Raw genomic sequence first — 850 nt, forward strand, 5'->3', positions numbered from 1 at the left:
CTGGGCGCCGTTGGAGTTGGTCACCTGGATCTGCAGGTCGACCTTCTTCTCGATGGTCGAGATGCCGTTGCCCTGGTTGTTCGCCGCTTCCAGCAGCTTGCGGTCGACGGTGAAGGACACCACCGTGCCCGACGCGAAGCTTTCCGAGATCCTCTTGGTCAGCGCGTTGGTCGTGCTGGCGGTCACGGTGAAGTCGCGGACCTCGCCGGCCGTGGTCTGACCGGTCAGGATGATCGTGCCGCTGCCGCCCACGCTGGCGGTGGCCACGTCCTTGCCCTGCAGGCGTCCGCCCGAGATCGCGTTGCTGATCGAAGCGGCCAGCTGGTTCGCGACGTTCGTGCTCGCGGTCTGGCCCATGGCGACGTCGCCGGCGGTCGCGGTGTAGCTGAAGGTCTGGCCTTCGACCGTGATGCTGAAGATGTCGCCTTCTTCGACGGTGCCCTTGACGTTCACACCCGACGTCTGCGGGTTGCCAGCCGTGGCGGGCGTCGCCAGGTTGGTCGTCATCGTCTGCGTGTTGTCGAAGTAGGAGATCGTGCGGCTTTCGTTGCCGTCCGACACGATGAAGTCGCGGGTGCGGCCGTTGGCGCCGCGGACTTCGATCTGGACGTCGGAGAAGCTGCCCAGCGTGCTGGACATCGTGCCCGACAGCTGCAGGCCGACGAGGCCGTGCTTGTTCTCGGCCTTGGAGATGTCGGCGGTCTTGCCCTCCACCGAACCGTCGCCCTTGATGCGGATCGAATAGGTGTCGGGGGCGATGACGTTGGTGACGCGGGCGTTGTCGACGCCGGTGATGGTGTTGACGGCGGCACGGGACTCGCTGGTGCTGTCCATGCTCATGCCGTTGCCG

At 65.9% G+C, this 850-nt stretch carries 1 pseudogene; it reads right to left on the reverse strand.

Features of this window, described 5'->3' with window-relative positions:
- A pseudogene (locus FZ983_RS33885) lies at nucleotides 1-834 on the reverse strand (flagellin); the annotation flags it as partial.
- Nucleotides 835-850: the final 16 nt, after the last annotated feature.

Origin of the sequence: Azospirillum sp. B21, from assembly GCF_008364825.1 — a bacterium.
Taxonomy (GTDB): domain Bacteria; phylum Pseudomonadota; class Alphaproteobacteria; order Azospirillales; family Azospirillaceae; genus Azospirillum.